The following is a 14,446-nucleotide window of genomic DNA, read 5'->3' as shown; positions in this document are numbered from 1 at the left end:
TCATGCTGCCTGTCACGAAACCCGTTTCATTCCTGTTGCTGGCATTCGCCGTCGTTTCGCTGAGCGCGTGCAGCTTGTTCGAGCCGCAGCCGACCGTGCCGGCCAAGCCGGTTTATACGCCGCCCACTTACGATCTGGTCGCCGCGATTCGCGCGGCGGGCGCGCACGAAAAATCGGTGATCGACGTCAACCCGTTGCGCGACGCCGGTGTGGCCGGCCTGCAGGACGCGGCGAAGAGCGACGAACAGGCCGGCCGCTACGCCGACGCTGCGGCCAAGCTCGATCAGGCTCTCAAGCTCAGCCCGAACTCGCCCGATCTGCTGCAGGACCGCGCCGAGATTGCCGTGCGGATGAAGGACTACCCGTTGGCCGAAAAGCTGGCGCATCAGTCGTGGTCGCTCGGTCCCAAGCTCGGGCCGCTGTGCGCACGCAACTGGCAGACCGTAGTGGAAATGCGCCTGCAGCAGAACGATCAGACTGGCGCCGAGACCGCGCGCAAGTGGGTGCAGCAGTGCCACAAGCCGGGCCAGCCGCGCTATTGATGTCACGCATTCGCTGCCGTGGTTTTGACGCATCGCCGCGGCAAGCGATACTGCATGAATGATTGAACACGACGACATCGGCGCCTTGCTCGGCGCCGACGGGCCGTTTGCCCGCGAGTTGCCGAACTTCGCGCCGCGCGAGGCACAGCAGACGATGGCGGTCGCCGTACAGCGGGCGATCACCGGCCGCGACACGCTGATCGCCGAGGCCGGCACCGGCACCGGCAAAACCTATGCGTACCTCGTGCCGGCGCTGCTGTCGGGCGAGCGCGTGATCATTTCCACAGGCACCAAGGCGCTGCAGGATCAGCTGTATTTTCGCGATTTGCCGAAGGTGCGCTCGGTGCTGGGCTCGCGCCTGAAAACGGCACTGCTGAAAGGCCGCTCCAATTACCTTTGCCTGTACCGGCTCGACCAGACCGTGCGCGAGGGCGCCACCTTCGACCGCACGCAGGCATCGCAACTGGCGACCATTCGCGCATGGTCGGCGCGCACGCGCCGCGGCGATCGCATGGAGCTGGCCGAGGTGCCGGAGGAATCGCCGCTGTGGCCGCGCGTCACCTCCACGCCGGAAAACTGCCTCGGTGTCGAGTGTCCGTTCTTCGACGACTGCCATGTGGTGAAGGCGCGACGCGAAGCGCAGGAGGCCGACGTGGTGGTGGTGAATCACCATCTGCTATTCGCCGATCTCGCCTTGAAACAGGAAGGCTTCGGCGAAATCCTGCCTGGCGCCGCGGCCTTCATTCTCGACGAGGCGCATCAGATTCCCGAACTCGCCGGCCAGTTTTTCTCGCAGAGCATCAGCGCGCGCCAGCTCACCGAACTGGCGCAGGACGCGCTGGCCGAATGCAGCGGCATCACCGGCGCGATCGGCCTGCTGCTGGAGCCGGTCGAAGCGCTGCAGAACGCCGTGCGCCAGCTACGCCTGACGATGGATGCGCTGCCGGCACGTGGCGCGTTTCAGCAGCTGGAAGACCAACCGGGTGTCGACGCGGCCCTCGGCGATCTGCGCGATCTGCTCTCCACCCTGGCCGAATTGCTGGCATCGCAGGCCGAGCGCTCGCGCGGCTTCGACAACCTGCACGAGCGCGCGCTGCTGTTGATCGGTCGACTCGATCGTATCGTCGAAGATCACACTGATCGCGACGTTCGCTGGTATGAGCATTACCCGCGCGGCTTCGTTTTATATGCCACGCCGCTCGATCTGGCCGAACCCATGCGCGGTCTGCGCGAACGCACGCAGGCGGCGTGGATCCATACCTCGGCCACGCTGTCGGTCGCTGGCGACTTCGGTCACTTCGCGAGGCAGATCGGTCTGGACGATCCGCAGACGCTGAGCCTGCAGAGTCCGTTCGATTATGCGCGACAGGCGCTGTGCTATCTGCCGCCGCCGCTGCCCGATCCCAACGCGCGCGACTACACCGACAAAGTCATCGAGGCGGTGCTGCCGGTGCTGCACGCGTCGAACGGCCGCGCGTTTTTGCTGTTCACCTCGCATCGCGCGCTGCGTCGCGCGGCCGAACTGCTGCAGGATCGGTGCCCATGGCCGCTGTTCGTGCAGGGCACGGCACCGCGTCCGCGCTTGCTGGAAGAATTTCGCGCCAGCGGCCACGGCGTGCTGCTCGGTGCCGCCAGCTTCTGGGAAGGTGTCGATGTGGCCGGCGAGGCGCTTTCCGTGGTGGTGATCGACAAGCTGCCGTTCGCCGCACCGGACGATCCGGTACTGATGGCGCGGTTGCAGGCGCTGGAACAATCCGGCATCAATCCCTTCATGGGCTGGCAGGTGCCCAACGCGGTGATCGCACTGAAGCAGGGCGCCGGCCGGCTGATACGCGACGTGCACGATCGCGGCGTACTGGTGCTGTGCGATCCGCGTTTGATCAGCAAAGGATATGGACGTCTGTTTCTGGCCAGCCTGCCGCCGATGCCGCGCACGCGGGAGTTGGCTGATGTGCGGAGTTTCTTTGCCGCAGAGGTGTCTTCGAGGGTCGCTTCTGGTCGTGAGGAAGGCTGATCGACAGTTGTCGTGTTGCTCGGGTGAGGCCGGTTTGTTTGAAATTACTTCCAGAGCAAAAGCTTTCTCTTGCGTGGACAAGAGAAAGTAGCCACTGCGCCGCAGGAGCGGCGCGAACAGCGAAGCTGGCCCGAAGGGCGAAGGGCAGGATGCCCGGAGTAAAGAGAAGGCCACCCCACTTGGCGCTTGCCGTGCTGCGCCCGCCAAGTACGTGAGCCGAGGTCTGGCTTTTCGCCAGTACGTCCATGTACTGGCGAAAAGGAATCGAAACCCATGTCGATTCCCCTTGCGGGCCTGGCGACCTCGCCTCACCGCCGCATAGGGGTTTGGTAGATCAACTGCAAAAGCTATGAAAGCTAAGTATTCAAGGCCAAAGCCCTTAGCTCAGAGCAGTTGCGGCACTTATTTTATTTTTACCGCTCACCCTGAGCGTGGACCCGCGGGCCAAAGTCGAAGGGATGGGGGTGATCAATGGAGTCGCCGTGAATACGCGATGCTTTGTCTTTCGACTTTCGTGCGCCACACAGCCGTCATGCAAAACACCGACGTTGCCTGAAGTACGCCTCCGCCGGCTGTTCTGATCGACGCTCCCCACGTGGAGATCGACACGATGAATGGATGGATGCAAACGGTAACAGCGAAAGTTCTGGGTATCGCCTTGTTGGCACTGCTGATGACGATACCGCTGATGCAGGTGAATGGGCTGGTGAGCGAGCGTCAGCAGCTGCGCGAAAAGGCGATTGCACAAATTGCACAGGGTTGGGGCGGCGAGCAGGTGCTGGGCAGTCCTGTGCTGGTGGTGCCGACGCATGAGGCGTTGCCGGTCGCGAGCGGCAGCCCAGCGCAGTGGCGTGCCGGTACGCAAAGCATGCTGGCCGACAGCACGACGCTGGACGTGGCGATGGCGGTGGAGAAGCGCAGCTACGGCATCTACAGCGCACCGGTGTTCGTTGCCACGGTGCAGATGCATGCGAGCTATCGCGCCGATGATCTGGCGAAACTGCGCCAGGCCGTCGGCACGCCGTGGCAGGGCGGCAAGGCCGAATTGCGTGTACCGATCAGCGATCTGCGCGGCCTGCAACAGGTGACCCATCTGCTGGTCAACGGCAAGCCGGCGCGGTTCGATTCTTCGGCGGAACATCTCGGCGCATGGACCACCATCGTCGTGCCGGTCGATCTGGATTCACTGGCTGGGACAACGGGGCCTCAGGTCACGGATCAGCCGCTGCAGGTCGACATCAGCTTCAAGCTCGCAGGTACGCAATCGCTGCAGCTGCTTCCACTGGCGCGCAGCACCGACGTGACGATGCATGCGCCGTGGCGCGATCCCAGCTTTATCGGTGCGGCGCTGCCGTTGGAGCGTCGGGTAGATGCCCACGGCTTCAGCGCACACTGGCACATGCTCGATCTCAACCGCAATTACGGTCAGCACTGGACCGATGGTGCGGCGGACATGACTGGCGCACTGCAGGCCTCCATTTTCGGCGTGCAGCTTTATCAGCCAGTGGATGTTTATCAGCGCAATGAACGGGCGGGCAAATACGGTCTGCTTTTCATTGCGATGACCTTTGTCGCGTTCTTTCTATTCGAAACGTTGAAAAAGCTGCGAGTGCACCCGGTGCAGTATCTACTGGTCGGCGCTGCTCTGGCGACGTTCTATGTCGTGCTGCTGGCGTTGTCCGAGCAGATAGGTTTTGCAGCGGCCTACGCGTTGGCGGCCAGCGCGGTCGTGCTGATCGTGGGCGGCTACGCTACCGCCGTGCTGCGCGCCGCACGCGCGGGTGCCTTGCTGGCCGCCGTCCTCGGACTGATCTACGTGATGCTGTACGCACTGATCGCCGCAGAGCAGTACGCGCTGCTGATCGGCGCACTGGTGCTGCTGACGATGGTAGCGCTGATGATGTATCTCACCCGCCGCATCGACTGGTACGCACACATTGCCAGCGTATCGGCGCCGACAACACCGCCGCCGGTTATCATGGAGCAGCCATGAACATTCTCGCCATCGAAACCGCTACCGAAGCCTGCTCCGTTGCCTTGATCCATGGGCAGGACATCATCGCGCGCAGCGAAATTGCCCCGCGCAGGCATACCGAACTGGTCTTGCCAATGGCCGATGCCCTGCTGGCCGAGGCTGGCATCGGCCGTCATGCGCTCGATGCCATCGCGGTGGGTCGCGGTCCCGGCGCCTTCACGGGCGTCCGCCTCGGCGTGTCGCTGGCTCAGGGCATGGCGCTGGCGCTCGACCTGCCGGTGATCACCATCTCCTCGCTGGCCGCGCTGGCGCTGGAAGCGCCCGAAGACGAGGGCGCCGCCATCCTCGCCGTCATCGATGCCCGCATGGGCGAAATCTACGCGGCCTGCTATCGCCGCGATGACAACGGCGGCCTGATCGCGCTGGACGACGATCGTGTGTGCACGCCCGAATCCCTGCAGCTGCCCGACGCACCAACCTGGCAAGTCGTCGGCACCGGCTGGGCCACGTATTCCACCCTTCTCAGTGAGCGCTTCACCGGCGTGCTCCGCTCCGCCGATGGCGCCCGCTACCCGCAGGCCGCGCACGTTGCCGAACTGGCGATGCAGGAGTTCAACGCCGGGCGTATCCACGCCCCCGAACTCGCGCTGCCTGTCTATCTGCGCGACAAGGTGGCGCTGACGTTGGTGGAGCAGGGCAGGGCCTGAGTGCTTCTATGAGGTACAAAAAGGTCGGATGGGACAAAATTCCGAGCGCTGAAATGGAGTTGTGGTGACCGCTTTCGACACATTAGCGACATTCGATTCCTCGGATTCGTCGCGGCACGGCGGCCGCTCATGGGGAGCGGTAACAGTAAACACGTGATCCAACTTCGGTACGGTAGGTACAGCAGCACTCGGATAGTCACGCTCCGGCGCTTTCATCAATAGACTGGGAGCGCGAAGTCCTCATCGATCTTGCGGGCCTTAGCTGCGGTGCTCGGCTTCAACAGCGATTGGATCAGCGCGCTGCCGAAGAACCGTTGCACGATACGAGCGACGGAGATTCCGAACCGCGTCTTCACGTGCATGAGTCGAATGAGTCGAGGGCTCAGCTCCTGCTGTGAACGCTCGGCGTACGGGCGAAGGATGCTTTCATATGTCTGGAAGGCTTTGGTGTGGGTCGAGCACTTCTTGATCTCCCCCGCCAGGACGTAGGCTCCCACAAGAGCCAAGGCAGTGCCCTTGCCTGTGAACGGCGTCGGGCAATGCGCCGCATCGCCCAGCAAAACCAGTCTGCCTTTCGACCACGTAGATGCTTGCACCTGGCTCATCGGTCCGAAGTAGAAGTCCTGTACGGCACCTAGTTCACCGACGATCCGATCGGCTACGGTGCCCCGGCCTTCCAGCGCTGCACGAAGCATGTCCCGCCGAGAGACCGTCGACGGTCTCTTCGGGTCGGGCTCATTGGCCAGAAAGGTAATCAGGACGGTAGTCTCCGTCGGGCCGCCAGGCCTAAGATTGATCATCGTTCCGCCAATGCCGTTGACGGAGCAGGCCCAGAAGTCGTCTTCCGGACGTCGGGGAATCTTGAAGAACGCCATGTAGGCGCCGAGGTAGCGCAGTCGCGTTTCCTGGGCAAGCGCCAAGTCCCTCGTCGACGAGCTCAGTCCGTCGGCGCAAATCACCAACTCGAACTCTTCTGTTGAGCCATCGGCGAAGGTCGCGCACACGTCGTCCTCTCTCTCTTCCATGCCAACCACGGAAGTACCAAAACGGTATTCGCAGGTGCTGCGGGTCGCATCGAACAGAACACGTGCGAAATCGCCTCGGAGGATTTCGAAATCGCTGGTCAGAGTGCCGAAGCCACCCTTAGGAAAAACTGCCACCACCTCGCCGGCCGCGTCCAGCCACTTCTGCCCGCATTCCAGCGTGTTGCGAGCCTCGATCTGCTCCGTCAAACCCATGAGGTTGATGACCTGCTGCCCAGCCCCCTTCACGTCGACGTTCTGCCCGCCGTCCCTGAACGCAGTGGCCTTTTCGACGACAACCACCGAGAAGCCGTATTTGGTCAGCCACCAGGCGCATGCTGGGCCCGCGATCCCGCCGCCGCAGATCAAGATTTTCTTCGATCGTTTCATGGTGACAGCTCTCGTGGTTGTGATTTCAGCGCCCATGTTAGGCGCACCACGTGTTGGCTAAAAAGGATCCAATATGCCATCGCATATTGAATTTTTGCCACAATGATCCATCGTCTTTGGAAGTTGCCAATGCCTGTTCTCAGCGACGCTTCGTCCATCGATTGGGAGGATCCTGACTTCGTCCCGAGGCCCGTGATCACTCTTGGTGCCGCAGGCGTGGATATGGCTGTCACAGGCAACGACGACACGCATCAGATCGACAGCCGCAAGGAAGCGGACTTCCACCACCATCGAAAAGGTCAGTTCCTGCTTTGGATGCGCGGAGTGCTCACCTGCGAGGTCGCCGGCGGCTTCTGGCTTGTGCCGCCGGGAAGCGCCATTTGGGTACCCGGCGGGGTGCAGCATCGAATGGAGGCCGCCGGCACGATCGAGTGTTACGTGGTCTATGTCGACCCTGCGGCGGGCAACGCGTTGCCGCGAGATTGCTGCACCTTGTCGACGACGCCACTGCTGCGCGAGTTGATCATCCGTTCAGCGGCATTGCCTATGCGTTACGAAGAAGGGGGCATGGCGTCGAGGGTGATGACGCTTCTTCTCGACGAAATGGCTTTGGCGCAGCCCGGGCGAGTGCATCTTCCCTTGCCGAAAGACAAGCGGCTGCGCAAATTGGTCGAGTGGATCATGGCGAGTCCGTCCGAGCCGGCAAGCATCGACTCGTGGGCACAGCGAATGGGCATGAGTTCGCGCACGCTCTCACGCGTCGTATCCCGGGAAACCGGCATGAGTTTCGGACGCTGGCGCAGGCAACTTCATATCCTGCTAGCCCTGCAATGGATGGCCAAGGGCGCGACCGTCCAAGATGTCGCCGACGGTCTGGGCTACGAGAACGCGAGCAATTTTGTGGTCATGTTTCGCAAAGTTCTTGGCGAAACACCCGGACGTTACTTGAAATCTAACGGTTGACGCTCTGAGATGGCTCATCACCTCCTGGTGTCTCTCAGCCCTAGGGTGATATGTGTCGACAGGTTCCTTGCAAGCCTCGGCGCAGCGTGGGTGCCGAGTGCCGAGCTTGATCGAACACTATGCACGTCTACGCGCGAATAGACGGCCCTAACGCGGTCGCTCACGACCGGCCGCTAGTGGCCGAGAATAGTCGATGCTCACTCGATGGCGCTCGGACGATCGATGCAGGAGTAAGTGAATTCAGCACCGTCCATTCAACGTTTTGGGCGTCGTTAGAGCATGGGCCGCCGGCGGGCTTTCAAAGCTGTCCGATCACACGCTGCACCAGCAAACTGCTGACGGCGACCGCCACCCAGACGCCGAGTCCCAGCAGGATGGGCTTGATGCCGCTGGCGGCCATGCGGCGCAGATTGGCGGACAGGCCGATGGCGGTGAGCGCCACGATGATCAGGAATTCGGCGGCGAAGTGAATGGACGGCTGGATGGCTGTAGGAATCAGGCCGGCGGTGCGGATGCCGGAGGCCACCAGAAACCACAGGATGAACCAGGGAAAGATTTTGGCGAGGCTGAAGTTGCTGGCGCTGCCGGTCTTCGCCGCGTGGCGCTTTTCGCGGGCGGCGACCACGAAGGCCAGCACCAGGCAGATGGGAATAATCAGCGTCGCGCGGGTCAGCTTGACGATGGTGGCGAAGTCGCCGGCGGTCTTGCTGTAGCTGTAGCCGGCGGCGACTACCGAGGAGGTGTCGTTGATCGCGGTGCCGGCCCACAGGCCGAAGCCGAGATCCGACAGGTGCATCAGATGACCGAGTAGCGGAAACAGCAGCACGGCGACCAGATTGAACAGGAAGATGGTCGAGATGGCGAAGGCAGTGTCGTGATCTTCCGGGCGGATGATAGGGGTGACGGCGGCAATCGCCGAGCCGCCGCAGATCGCCGTACCCACGCCGATCAAGATTTTCAGCTTGTCGTGCACGCCCAGCCAGCCGCCGAGCAGCCATGCCGAAAGAAACGCCACGGTCATCGTCACCAGCGTGACAGAGAGCGACTGCAGCCCGGTTTTCGCCACCTGACTCAGGCTCAGGCCGAACCCCAGCGCGATGATCGAGCACTGCAGCACATACTTGCCGGCAAAGGCGATGCCCGGCCGAAAGTGCGCGCCCGGCGAGGTCAGATTGCCGACAACGATGCCCAGCACGATGCCGATAACCGGCCCGCCGACCAACGGCAGCAGGTGCCCTAACCAGAGCGCCACCAGCGCAATGCCGGCCGCCAGGGCAATGCCGGAGACAATCGAGTGCTGCGGCGTGGGCTGGGCGTGGATGACCTGGGCGTTCATGACGTGTGTCCTTGGGATGCGCCATTGTCCTCGCCGTCATCCATCAGGAAAACTTGGAATATCTGATGGAAGCGATAAGATTGACTTATGATCAATATCAGCCCGCGCCAGCTTGAGGTATTTGTGCAGATCGCTCTGCACGGCAGCGTGCGTGCGGCGGCGGAGCGCCTGCACCTGACCCAGCCGGCCGCCAGCATGGCGCTGGCGGAAATGGAGCGTCAGCTCGATGCGCCGGTGTTTGCGCGCGAGCGTGGTCGTCTGCGGCTGAATGCGCGTGGCCGCGAGCTGCTGCCGCTGGCGCAGGAGCTGCTGGAGCGCCACGCCGAGTTCGGCCGTCGCGGCAGCGTAGGGGCGGCGACTCTGGCCGGCGAGCTGCGCATCGGTGCCAGCAATACCGTAGGCAACTACCGCGTCGGCGAACTGCTGGGCGCCTTTGTGCGCAGCCATGCGCAGGTGGCGATACGGCTGCGCGTGGCGAATACCGAAACCATCGCCGCGGGCGTGCTCGATCACAGTCTCGATGTCGGCTGTGTCGAAGGCCCGGTGACGCATCCTCTGCTGGAGGTGCGGCCATGGCGCGATGACGTGCTGGTGGTATGCGCGCCGCCGGATCATCCGCTGGCGCGCAAGCGCGGCCTGAAGCCGGCGAATTTTTCCGGCGCGCGCTGGGTCATGCGCGAGCCGGGCTCGGCCACGCGCACGATCAGCGAACGCGTGATGGCGCAGCTGCCGCCCGGAGAAACGGTGCTGGAACTCGACCAGATCGAGGCGATCAAGCAAAGCGTGGTGGCCGGTCTGGGCATCGCTTTTCTGCCTGCCGTGGCGGTCATCGATGCGTTGGCTGCGGGCCGATTGAAGGCCCTGAAGACGCCGTTCCTCGATCTGCAGCGCAAGCTTTCGATCGTGCTGCACCGGCAGAAATACCGCGGCGTGCTGCTGGATGCCTTTCTGGAAAGTGTCGCGCCCAAACGCTGATGGGCCGGTCGCTTCAGTGAAAATCGCGCGACTTGACGTCGAGCGAGCCGAGCATCGGCGTGATGTCTTCCAGCCGCTGCGCGATCAGGTGCTGCACGCCATGCTGGCTTTCCAGGTAACCGTGCACGGCCAGCAGGTTCGATTGCAGCAGCACGCGGCGCTGGCGTTCGGAGACGCTGGTCCACACCACGACATTGGTGAGGCCGTATTCGTCTTCCAGGGTGAGAAAAATCACGCCGCTGGCTGTCTGCGGCCGCTGCCGCAGGGTCACCATGCCGGCCACGCGGATGTGCCTGCCGTTGGGTATCGTGCCCAGTTCCGATGAATCGCGATAGCGCCGCCGTTGCAATTCGGGCCGCAAAAAGGCCAGCGGGTGCTGGCCTAGCGTGGTGCCGGTGAGCAGGTAGTCGGCGCGCATGTCCTCGCAGGCGGTGGGCACAGGCAGTACGACGGACTCGGGCTCGGCTTGAGCCGGCAGATGGGCGAACAGCGGCAGCGACGACTCCACTGCGGCGATGGCCCAGCGCGCGCGGTGGCGATGGCCGGCCAGTCCGCGCAAGGCGCCGGCATCGGCCAGCAGCGACTGCTGGCGTCGATCGATCTGCGTGCGTGCGCAAAGATCGGCGACATCGACGAAGGGCCGCTGTTCGCGTTGGAGCGCGATTTTTTCGGCCGTCGCCGGATGCAGACCATTGATCAGGCGCAGGCCCATGCGGATCGCCGGTTGCATGTGGCGGTCGACGTGATTCTGCAGCGTGCAGTCCCAGTGGCTGTGGCGTACGTCCACCGGCAGCACGCGGATGCCGTGACGTTTAGCATCCTGCAGCAGCTGGTCCGGCGAATAGAAACCCATCGGCGCGGAGTTGATCAGCGCGCAGGCGAAGGCGGCCGGCTCGTGGCATTTCAGCCAGCTGCTGACATAGACGATCAGTGCAAAGCTGGCGGCGTGCGATTCGGGAAAGCCGTAGCTGCCGAAGCCCTTGATCTGTTCGAACAGGCGCTCGGCGAAGTCGGCGGTGTAGCCATTTTTCAGCATGCCGGCGAGCAGCTTTTCGCGATGCGACTCCAGTCCGCCGTGGCGCTTCCACGCCGCCATCGAGCGTCGCAGCTGATCGGCTTCGCCGGGCGAGTAATCGGCCGCGGCGATGGCGATCTGCATCACCTGCTCTTGAAACAGCGGTACGCCCAGCGTGCGCTTCAGCACCGTCTCCAATTTTTTCGAGGGGTAGACCACCGGCTCCTGTCCGTTACGTCGGCGCAGGTAGGGATGCACCATGTCGCCCTGGATCGGGCCGGGGCGCACAATCGCCACTTCGATCACCAGGTCGTAATAGTTGGCTGGTTTCAGCCGCGGCAGCATAGCCATCTGTGCGCGCGATTCGATCTGGAACACGCCGACCGTATCGGCGCGACTGATCATGGCGTAGGTATCCGAGTCGTCCGGCGGGATGCTTTCCATCGTGTGGTCGCCGCGGCCGTGTTCGCGCAAAAGCGCCAGTGTCTTGCGCACCGCGGTGAGCATGCCGAGCGCGAGGCAGTCGACCTTGAGCATGCGCATCACGTCCAGGTCGTCCTTGTCCCACTGGATGACCGTGCGGTTTTCCATCGCCGCGTTCTCCACCGGCACCAGGGTCGACAGCGGATGCTCGGAAATCACGAAGCCGCCTGGATGCTGCGACAGATAATGCGGAAAACCGATCAGCTCGGTGGTCAGCGCGATCACCTGACGCAGCAGCGGCGAATCCGGATCGAAGCCGCACTCGCGCAGATACGCCGGGATCGGCGCTTCTTCGCTCCAGCGGTCCATGGTGGCGGCCAGTTCGCCGGCCAGATCGGATGACAAACCCAGCGCCCGCGCCACATCGCGCACGGCGCCGCGGCCGCGGTACTGCGTGGCGACCGCCGTGAGCGCAGCACGATCGCGGCCGTAGCGGTTGAACACGTATTGCAGCACTTCCTCGCGCCGCTCATGTTCGAAATCCACGTCGATATCCGGCGGCTCGTCGCGCTCGCTGGAGATGAAGCGCTCGAACAGCATCTCCATCTGCGTGGGATCGATCGCGGTGATGCCGAGCACATAGCAGACGACCGAGTTGGCCGCCGACCCGCGGCCTTGGCAGAGGATTTTTTCCCTGTGTGCAAAGTTCACGATGTCGTGCACGGTCAGAAAGTACGAGGCGTATTTCTTTTCCGTGATCAGCGCCAGCTCGTGCTCGATCTGTTGGCGCGCCTTGTCGGGCGTGCCCTTCGGCCAGCGCCAGCGTTCGCCTGCTGTCGTGAGATGGCGCAGCCAGCTATTCGGGTCGTGGCCCTCGGGCACCAGCTCGCGGGGATAGGCGTATTTCAGATCCTCCAGCCGGAACTGGCAGCGATCGGCAACCGCCACGCTTTGCGCCAGCAGCTGCGGTGGATAGATCGCGGCCAGAGCCTTGCGCGTGCGCAGATGGCGTTCACCGTTGGCGAACAGGCGGTGTCCTGCCTCAGCCACGGTGGTCTTGTAACGGATCGCGGTGAGCGTGTCCTGCAGTGCGCGGCGCGAGCGCACGTGCATGTGCACATCGCCACTGGCGACCAGCGGCAGCTGCAGGCGTTCGCCGAGTGCCTGCAGCCGGGCGAGCCTGGTTGCATCGTCGGCGCCACGATGCAGTTCGATGGCGAGCCAGCCGCGATCGGGGAAGCGCGAGGCGATCCATGCACCGTGAGCGTCGTCGCGCGCGGCATCTCTTTCCTCGGGAGGAAGCCACAAGGCCAGCAGGCCATCGGTATCCGTCACATCCTCGCGGCGCAGCTGATAGTGGCCTTTCGGCGCGCGCCGACGCGCCAAAGTGAGCAGCTGGCAAAGTCGCGTGTAGCCGGCCTGCGATGCCACCAGCAGCACCAGCTTGGGGCCATCGTCCAGCTGCACTTCGCTGCCGACGATCAGTTTCATGTCCGTCTTGCGCGAGGCCTGCAGCGCGCGCACGATGCCGGCCAGCGATCCGTCGTCGGTGATCGCCAGTGCGTGATAGCCCAGTGCCTTGGCACGTTCGAACAGTTCGATCGCCACCGACGCGCCGCGCTGGAAGCTGAAAGCCGACAGGCAGTGCAGCTCGGCATAGTCGGGCAGCGGCAAGCTCACGCAAACCAGCCGTGCAGCATGAATTCGCCCAGCTCGCCGGCCGGCCTGTAGGCCCACGCGCGTTGGCCCATGCTGGTTTCCACCACGTAGTAATCGCGGCGCACGTCGGCCTCCCACCAGCCGCTCTCGATGCGTTCGGGACCGGCCAGAACGCGCAGGCGATGATCGCGTAGCGGTACGGGCTGTTTAAGCAGCCAGCCCGGTCGCGGAAGGGACGTCGGCAGTGATTTGGTTTGGACGTCTATTTGCCACGACCGTTCGGGCCGGTGATCGGCGCGCACGGCCAGCCCATGCACGGCGTCATCGCCGAGCCGCGCGCGCAGCCGTTCGCGCAGCTGTTGCCAGGGCATGGCCTGCTGTGGTCGTGCATCGAACAGATCGCGTGCGGCCGGCACAAAAGGCGGCAGTTCGGTCGCGATCAGTTGCATCGCGCCGACCGATGCGCTCAGCGTCAGCGGTTCCAGCCGTCCGCGTGCGAATTCGAACAGCATCGCCGGATCGCGTTCGGCCGCCAGCAGGCCGATGCGCACGTCGGTGACCGGACCTCGATCGTGCTCCAGTCGCAGCAGGAACTGCTGCACGCCGCCGTCGCGACCGGCCAGATAGACGGCCATATCGTCGATCAGCCGACGCAGCGGAAACAGCAGCGCCTGGCTGGACGTAACGTCGTAGTTGAACTCGATGCGCGCCTCGAACATATCGGCAGGCTGGAAATACGGCAGCGGCGTGGCCAGTGCGCCGGTGAGGCGATCGAGCTGCTGCAGCGCCGGCGCACCGACGCGCTTGCCCAGCGACGCGCGCGGCAGGGCAAATACCTGTTGCAGCCTGCGCAGGCCCATCCGGCCCAGGCTTTCGCAGACATCGAGCGGCAGGCCACTGGCATCGATCGGTAGCTGGCCCAGCGCCTTCTGCAGCGGGGCTTCCTGGCTGATGGCCAGGCCATCGTGCCGGTTCACCAGCGCGCGCGCGGCCCAGGGATTAGGCGCCAGTACGATGCGGTGGCGGAAGCCCAGCTCGGAAAGGTCGTGGCGCAGGCGCGCTTCCAGCCGTGGCCAAGGGCCGAACAGTTTGAAGCTGGCCTCGACTTCCAGCAGCAGCGTCGAGGGCAGGCTGCGGCTGACCAGCGAACCGTAGCGGTACGCCCAGGCAGCGAGGAAATCGTGCGTGCGCTCGATCGCGGCGCTGTCGTAGTCGACCTTGGCAAAGTGATGGCAAAGCGTCTGTGCCGTGGTCAGCGGCTGGCCGGCCTGCAGCCCTTCGGCTTCGGCGGCCTCGTTGACGGCCTGCAGCACGCGCCGCTGCGAGGGGCCGCTGATCAGCGCCAGCGGCAGGTCGGGTGCGGCGTGTCGGCGAAGGACGCCGTCGAGCGCCAGTTGCGGCAGCAAAATGCAGGCCCACAGCATG

Annotated in this window: 10 protein-coding genes; 6 read left to right on the top strand and 4 right to left on the bottom strand. The window is 63.9% G+C overall.

From position 1 onward, the window contains the following. The first annotated feature begins 2 nt into the window (after positions 1–2). The 4 genes from HDE76_RS10600 to tsaB all read left to right on the top strand — a co-directional run bounded on the left by HDE76_RS10600 (position 3) and on the right by tsaB (position 5,238). Complete coding sequence (locus tag HDE76_RS10600; protein WP_184507238.1) at positions 3–542, top strand: tetratricopeptide repeat protein; 540 nt, start codon at positions 3–5, stop codon at positions 540–542. Positions 543–600: 58 nt separating this feature from the next. Then, positions 601–2,556 carry an ATP-dependent DNA helicase gene (locus HDE76_RS10595; protein WP_184507234.1) on the top strand — a complete coding sequence of 652 codons (1,956 nt, stop codon included), beginning with the start codon at positions 601–603 and terminating at the stop codon, positions 2,554–2,556. A 610-nt stretch (positions 2,557–3,166) separates the two neighbouring features. Further along, positions 3,167–4,549, top strand: coding sequence for a cell envelope integrity protein CreD (gene creD, locus HDE76_RS10590; RefSeq protein ID WP_179477667.1), 1,383 nt, complete (start codon positions 3,167–3,169; stop codon positions 4,547–4,549). Then, a complete protein-coding gene (gene tsaB, locus HDE76_RS10585) occupies positions 4,546–5,238 on the top strand; it encodes a tRNA (adenosine(37)-N6)-threonylcarbamoyltransferase complex dimerization subunit type 1 TsaB (protein WP_184507231.1) in 693 nt (230 codons plus the stop codon). The genes creD and tsaB overlap by 4 nt, the downstream gene beginning before the upstream one ends. 215 nt (positions 5,239–5,453) lie before the next feature. Here the strand turns inward: tsaB and HDE76_RS10580 are convergent, their stop codons facing one another. Continuing rightward, positions 5,454–6,650 carry an FAD-dependent monooxygenase gene (locus HDE76_RS10580; RefSeq protein ID WP_184507228.1) on the bottom strand — a complete coding sequence of 399 codons (1,197 nt, stop codon included), beginning with the start codon at positions 6,648–6,650 and terminating at the stop codon, positions 5,454–5,456. Between the two features lie 129 nt (positions 6,651–6,779). On the opposite strand from HDE76_RS10580, the gene HDE76_RS10575 reads away from it, so the two are divergent. Next, positions 6,780–7,613 (top strand): helix-turn-helix transcriptional regulator, encoded by an 834-nt coding sequence (locus HDE76_RS10575; protein WP_184507225.1) that lies wholly within the window; start codon positions 6,780–6,782, stop codon positions 7,611–7,613. 298 nt (positions 7,614–7,911) lie between these two features. On the opposite strand, the gene HDE76_RS10570 is transcribed toward HDE76_RS10575, so the two are convergent. Further along, the gene (locus HDE76_RS10570; protein WP_184507222.1) at positions 7,912–8,949 is read right to left on the bottom strand and encodes a YeiH family protein; all 1,038 of its coding nucleotides are present in this window, start codon (positions 8,947–8,949) and stop codon (positions 7,912–7,914) included. Positions 8,950–9,036: 87 nt separating this feature from the next. Here HDE76_RS10570 and HDE76_RS10565 point away from each other — a divergent pair, with 87 nt between their 5' ends. Next, positions 9,037–9,924 carry a LysR family transcriptional regulator gene (locus HDE76_RS10565; RefSeq protein WP_184507219.1) on the top strand — a complete coding sequence of 296 codons (888 nt, stop codon included), beginning with the start codon at positions 9,037–9,039 and terminating at the stop codon, positions 9,922–9,924. A gap of 13 nt (positions 9,925–9,937) precedes the next feature. Here the strand turns inward: HDE76_RS10565 and HDE76_RS10560 are convergent, their stop codons facing one another. Both HDE76_RS10560 and HDE76_RS10555 read right to left on the bottom strand, forming a co-directional pair. Next, entirely contained in the window at positions 9,938–13,042 is a 3,105-nt protein-coding gene (locus tag HDE76_RS10560) for an error-prone DNA polymerase (protein ID WP_184507216.1), read from the bottom strand. Continuing rightward, entirely contained in the window at positions 13,039–14,445 is a 1,407-nt protein-coding gene (locus HDE76_RS10555) for a DNA polymerase Y family protein (RefSeq protein WP_184507213.1), read from the bottom strand. Before HDE76_RS10555 ends, HDE76_RS10560 begins: the two co-directional genes overlap by 4 nt. Position 14,446 lies beyond the last annotated feature (1 nt).

The organism is Rhodanobacter sp. ANJX3 (assembly GCF_014200755.1).
Taxonomy (GTDB): domain Bacteria; phylum Pseudomonadota; class Gammaproteobacteria; order Xanthomonadales; family Rhodanobacteraceae; genus Rhodanobacter.
The sequence above is the reverse complement of the archived record's forward strand: the minus strand, read 5'-3'. Positions and strand labels throughout refer to the sequence as shown.